Raw genomic sequence first — 4,780 nt, 5'->3', positions numbered from 1 at the left:
GTCACGCAGGTTGCCCATGCCGCCAATCTTTGCGACTATGAAATCCTTGATGCCCGTTCCGCGGGGCGGTTTCGCGGCGACGATCCGGAACCACGCCCGGGCCTGCGCGCGGGCCATATCCCGAATTCCAAGAATATTCCCTATGCCAGCCTGCTGAATGGTGATGGCACGATGAAGGATGCGGCTGGACTGCGTGCGGTTTTCGCGGCGGCCGGGGTTGATCTGACCAAACCCGCAATCACCAGCTGCGGGTCCGGCGTGACGGCCGCGATCATCAATCTGGCGCTGGAGCGCATAGGCCACCGCAACCACGCGCTTTACGATGGCAGCTGGGCGGAATGGGGCATGTATGGCGATCTGAACGTGGCGAAAGGGTAGGCGATGCTGGGCAACCTGAAACCGCAAGCCGCGGACAAGATCCTGATGCTGATCGGTCAGTACAAGGCCGACCCGCGCAAGGACAAGATCGACCTTGGCGTCGGCGTCTACAAGAATGCGGACGGCGTGACCCCGGTCATGCGTGCGGTGAAGGCGGCCGAGAGGCAGCTTTGGGAGGTTGAGACCACCAAGACCTATACCGGTCTGGCAGGAGAGCCTGAATTCAACGCCGCGATGGCCGCACTGGTTCTGGGCGATGCCGTCAGCGCCGACCGCATCTCCTCTGTCGCGACGCCGGGCGGCACCGGCGCTTGTCGGCAGGCCTTCGAACTGATCGGCATGGCCTCACCCGATGCAACTGTCTGGGTTTCCGACCCGACCTGGCCCAACCATCTGTCGATCCTGAAGCATCTGGGCATGAAGGTCCGGATGTACCGCTATTTCGACAATGAAAGCCGTGCCGTCGATTTCACCGCGATGATGGCCGATCTGGCCGAGGTGAAAGCAGGCGACGTGGTGCTACTGCATGGCTGCTGCCACAACCCGACCGGCGCGAACCTGACCGGGCCGGAATGGCAGGCGGTGGCCGATCTTCTGGAACAGACCGGCGCCACCCCGATGATCGACATCGCCTATCAGGGCTTCGGCGACGGGCTGGAAGCGGATGCCCTTGGCGTCCGGCTGATCGCCAGCCGCCTGCCGGAAGTGCTGATCGCTGCGTCATGCTCGAAGAATTTCGGTATCTACCGCGAACGCACCGGCGCGCTGATCGCGCTGTCTGACCCGGCCACCCGCGCGGTCACCCAAGGCAACCTCGCCTATCTCAACCGGCAGAACTATTCCTTCCCGCCCGATCACGGTGCGCGGCTGGTGACGATGATCCTGAATGACCCTGCGCTCCGCGCAGACTGGGCGAAGGAGCTGGAAGAGGTCCGCCTCGGCATGCTGTCGCTGCGCGAGCAACTGGCAGCCGAGCTGCAGAAGGCCTCCGGGTCCGACCGGTTCGGCTTTATCGCCCAACATCGTGGCATGTTCTCGCGGCTCGGTGCGGCCCCCGAACTGGTGGAACGGCTGAAGACCGAGCACGGCATCTATATGGTTGGCGATTCGCGGCTGAACATCGCCGGGCTGAATGCGACAACCGTGCCGATCCTCGCCCGCGCCATCGTCGATGTCGGTATCTGAGATGTTTCAGCGTTGTGCGGCTGTCGCCTGATCGCTGGTGATTGTCGTCAACAGGCCCCGGGCGAATGGACGGCGTTGCCATATGCGCCCTCCTTTTTGACCCAGATAGCGGTGTGCAGGATCCGGTAGACCGCCACCGTCAGATCGCGGGCGGACACCGCGATAAAGTTTCAATGCTCTGATAGCCTGGATAGCTTTGCTCGATCTTGTTCGGCGCGGCCTTCAATCGAGGCACGCACTGAAAACCCCGCCCCGCGCGACAACCGGGCACGCGCAATCGCCGCAACTGGTGCAAAGCTGTGCAAACTGCGTCTCGCCTACCGCACCCATAATGCGTGGCAATGCAGGGCGCATCGCCCAGATCCTTCCTTAACTTTGGTCTTCTAAAACCTTCCGCGCGACGCGGAAGCATTCCAGTGCCTGCGGCACACCGCAATAGATGCCGACGACATGAATGATCGCGCGGATTTCTTCCTTGCTGACGCCATTCGTGATCGCGCCCCGGCAATGGATTTCCCATTCATGCATCTTGCCCAGAGCCCCGATCATCGCGAGGTTCATCATTGACCTTGTCTTGGGCGGGATCACGTCATCGCCCCAGCCGAAGCCCCAGCACCAGGCTGTCATCGCCTCCTGAAATGGCCGGGTAAAATCATCCGCTGCCGCAAGGTTCTTTTCCACATACTCCGCGCCAAGTGTTGCCTTGCGCTGCTCAAGGCCCTTTATGAAAAGGTCTTCGTCAAATGTATCGGTCATCCTGCCCCCCGTTTTTGAATGATATGTGTTGATCACGGCTGTACGGCATCCGTCAACCTGATCGCCGGAAATTGCGTTTCGACGCTATGCAGAACGCAGCAGGTCAAACCGCGACAAACTCACGGTAACAATCGGTTAATCACTGGCAGCTACAGATTGATACAGAGCCAACAGCCTGAGTGCATCATGCATGAATTCCTTTGCCTCTCGGTCGCTTTCCTTGCACTTGCTATCGCGGGCGTGCAGCCCCGCGAGACGCAGGCGCAATCGCTTTGCAGCATCGATGATATGATTGCAGTTGACGCCGCTGATGAGGACGGGGGTCAGAGTTTGCCCAGCAAAGCGGTGGTTGGCCAGGCGTCGGCAGGCAGCCCCAGCCGCATCTGTTCTTTCTGAACAGCCTCACGCGTCAGTTTGCCAAGAATACCGTCAATCCCCCCGACATCATGGCCACGCGCTTCCAGTTTCTGCTGAAGTACCTTCATCTCGGCCGCTGATAACCCGGGATCGGGAGTGCCGGGATCGTAGACCGGCGCGCCTTCAAGCCGGGTGGCGAAATAGGCGGCGGTGGTGACGTAGACAAAGCTCTTGTTCCACTCGAAATAGACATGGAAGTTCGGATAGGCCATGAAGGCAGGCCCCTTGCGGCCCATCGGCAGCAGGACCGAGCCTTTGAGGCCGCGCGCAAGCGGCGCAGACCGGCCCTTGACCCCCATCCGCTCCCAGTCCGAGGTAGATAGAGCATTGTTCAGCCCGGTCTTCGACCAGTCGAGCTTTTGCGGAACGACAATTTCCTGCAACCACGGTTCACCCTTGCGCCAGCCAAGACCGTGCAACATTTTTGCCCCCGACATCAGCGCATCGGGGGGTGAGGTCTTGAGGTTCACATGCCCGTCGCCGTCGCCGTCCACGCCGTTGCGCAGGATATCCTCGGGCAGCATCTGTACCATCCCGATTTCCCCCGCCCAGGCGCCTTTGGTCCGGGCCGGATCGAAATCGCCGTGGGCAGAAAGCTCAAGCGCCGCGAAGATCTGCGGGCGGAAAAGATGCGGCCGCCTGCAATCATGGGCCAGCGTGACCAAGGCATTCAGCGTGTTGAAATCGCCCTGCACCGCGCCGTAATCGGTTTCCAACGCCCAGAAGGCCAGCAACACACCGGGCGACACACCATAATCGCGTTCTACGCGCTGGAACGTGCTGGCGTATTTCTGCGCGTTGCGTTGGCCGTTCACCATCCGGCCCTTGCTGATCACTGCGCGGGAAAAGTCGATGAAGCTTTTGCGGAAAACACCCTGCGACCGGTCGGCCTTCAGCACCGCGCCATCCTGTCGGACGCCTGCAAAGAACGCGTCGACGCGGCCGGCGGAATGTCCTGCGGCGCGTGCTTCTGACTTCAGACCGGAAACAAAGTCGGAAAACCCGCCACCACAGGCGAGGGACATCTGAGGCAGGAGAGCGAGCGTGAAAGCGGCAAGGATAATGCGCATGAAAACCTCTGATAGTGATCCGGGAACAGTATCAATCTGAGAGCGCCAGGCAACCGGCGAAATCTTGCCGCTTCACGAGGTCGTTAATAGTCAGTTAACAATTGTTGATGACTCTCTAACAAAGGCAGGAAACCTTCACGCTTGCCGGTCTTCAGGAGAGGTCATGCGTGTTCTCATCGTCGAGAGCGATCCAAATCTCGGATGGTTGTGGAAACGCCATGTCGAGCGGTTTTCAGCTGCAGTGACACTGGTCGGCAGCCAGCAGGAAGCTGTCGATCACCTCGAAAACGCTGAAGTGGAAATCATCGTTCTGGATCTCGTGCTGACCAATGGCAGTGCCATCGCGGTCGCCGATTATGCCGCCTATCGTTGCCCCGAGGCCAAGGTGGTCTTTGTCACCAACACGACCTTCTTTTCCGACGGCTCGATCTTTCAGCACATTCCCAACGCCTGCGCCTTTCTGCCTTCGGCCACCGCGCCGGAAGACCTCGCGGCGGCGGTGGAGCATTACGGCACAGCGTCCTGACCTCAGCCACGCCCATGCGGCTGGGAAAAATCGATCACCGGATTGATCGGCACGATCCGGTGCGGATTGATGCTGTCGTGGCTGTAATGATAGTGGCGCACGATATGGTCGAGCCGGACGGTATCGCCCACCCCGGGATGCTGGAAGAGGTCGCGGGTGTATGCCCAGAGATTGGGGTAATCGATCAGCCGCATCCGGTTGCATTTGAAATGCAGGTGATAGACCGGATCGAAGCGGACCAGCGTGGTGAAAAGCCGCCAGTCGGCCTCCGTCTGCCGGTCGCCCATCAGCCAACGGCGATGCGACAGCCGCTCCTCCAGCCAGTCGAGCGTATCGAACAAGGCCGTCACCGCTTCGTCGTAAGGTGCCTGCTGCGTGGCAAACCCGGCCTTGTAGACACCGTTATTGACCGTGGAATAGACGCGGGCATTCACCGCCTCAATATCCT

General features: G+C 60.4%; 6 protein-coding genes. 3 read left to right on the top strand and 3 right to left on the bottom strand.

Annotated features, from left to right (window positions below):
• Positions 1-378 (top strand): rhodanese-like domain-containing protein (locus WBB85_RS13045; protein ID WP_432639038.1); only part of this gene is annotated, 378 nt, incomplete at its 5' end.
• A 3-nt stretch (positions 379-381) separates the two neighbouring features.
• The gene (locus tag WBB85_RS13040) at positions 382-1,563 is read left to right on the top strand and encodes an aromatic amino acid transaminase (RefSeq protein ID WP_432639037.1); all 1,182 of its coding nucleotides are present in this window, start codon (positions 382-384) and stop codon (positions 1,561-1,563) included.
• Between the two features lie 369 nt (positions 1,564-1,932).
• On the opposite strand, the gene WBB85_RS13035 is transcribed toward WBB85_RS13040, so the two are convergent.
• Entirely contained in the window at positions 1,933-2,319 is a 387-nt protein-coding gene (locus tag WBB85_RS13035) for a carboxymuconolactone decarboxylase family protein (protein ID WP_432639036.1), read from the bottom strand.
• Positions 2,320-2,642: 323 nt separating this feature from the next.
• The gene (locus WBB85_RS13030) at positions 2,643-3,806 is read right to left on the bottom strand and encodes a lytic murein transglycosylase (RefSeq protein ID WP_432639035.1); all 1,164 of its coding nucleotides are present in this window, start codon (positions 3,804-3,806) and stop codon (positions 2,643-2,645) included.
• Positions 3,807-3,969: 163 nt separating this feature from the next.
• Between WBB85_RS13030 and WBB85_RS13025 the strand changes: the two genes are divergently transcribed.
• Complete coding sequence (locus tag WBB85_RS13025; protein WP_432639034.1) at positions 3,970-4,332, top strand: hypothetical protein; 363 nt, start codon at positions 3,970-3,972, stop codon at positions 4,330-4,332.
• A gap of 2 nt (positions 4,333-4,334) precedes the next feature.
• Here WBB85_RS13025 and WBB85_RS13020 read toward each other — a convergent pair.
• Positions 4,335-4,780 (bottom strand): glutathione S-transferase C-terminal domain-containing protein (locus WBB85_RS13020; RefSeq protein ID WP_432639033.1); only part of this gene is annotated, 446 nt, incomplete at its 5' end.

Source organism: Albidovulum sp. (assembly GCF_049646345.1).
Lineage (GTDB): Bacteria > Pseudomonadota > Alphaproteobacteria > Rhodobacterales > Rhodobacteraceae > Albidovulum.
This window is presented reverse-complemented; position numbering and strand designations above follow the sequence as displayed.

Excerpts from the sequence above, each read along its gene's own strand:
- WBB85_RS13040 (WP_432639037.1), top strand. The coding sequence starts at position 382 with ATGCTGGGCAACCTGAAACCGCAAGCCGCGGACAAGATCCTGATGCTG.
- WBB85_RS13035 (WP_432639036.1), bottom strand. The coding sequence starts at position 2,319 with ATGACCGATACATTTGACGAAGACCTTTTCATAAAGGGCCTTGAGCAG.
- WBB85_RS13030 (WP_432639035.1), bottom strand. The coding sequence starts at position 3,806 with ATGCGCATTATCCTTGCCGCTTTCACGCTCGCTCTCCTGCCTCAGATG.
- WBB85_RS13025 (WP_432639034.1), top strand. The coding sequence starts at position 3,970 with ATGCGTGTTCTCATCGTCGAGAGCGATCCAAATCTCGGATGGTTGTGG.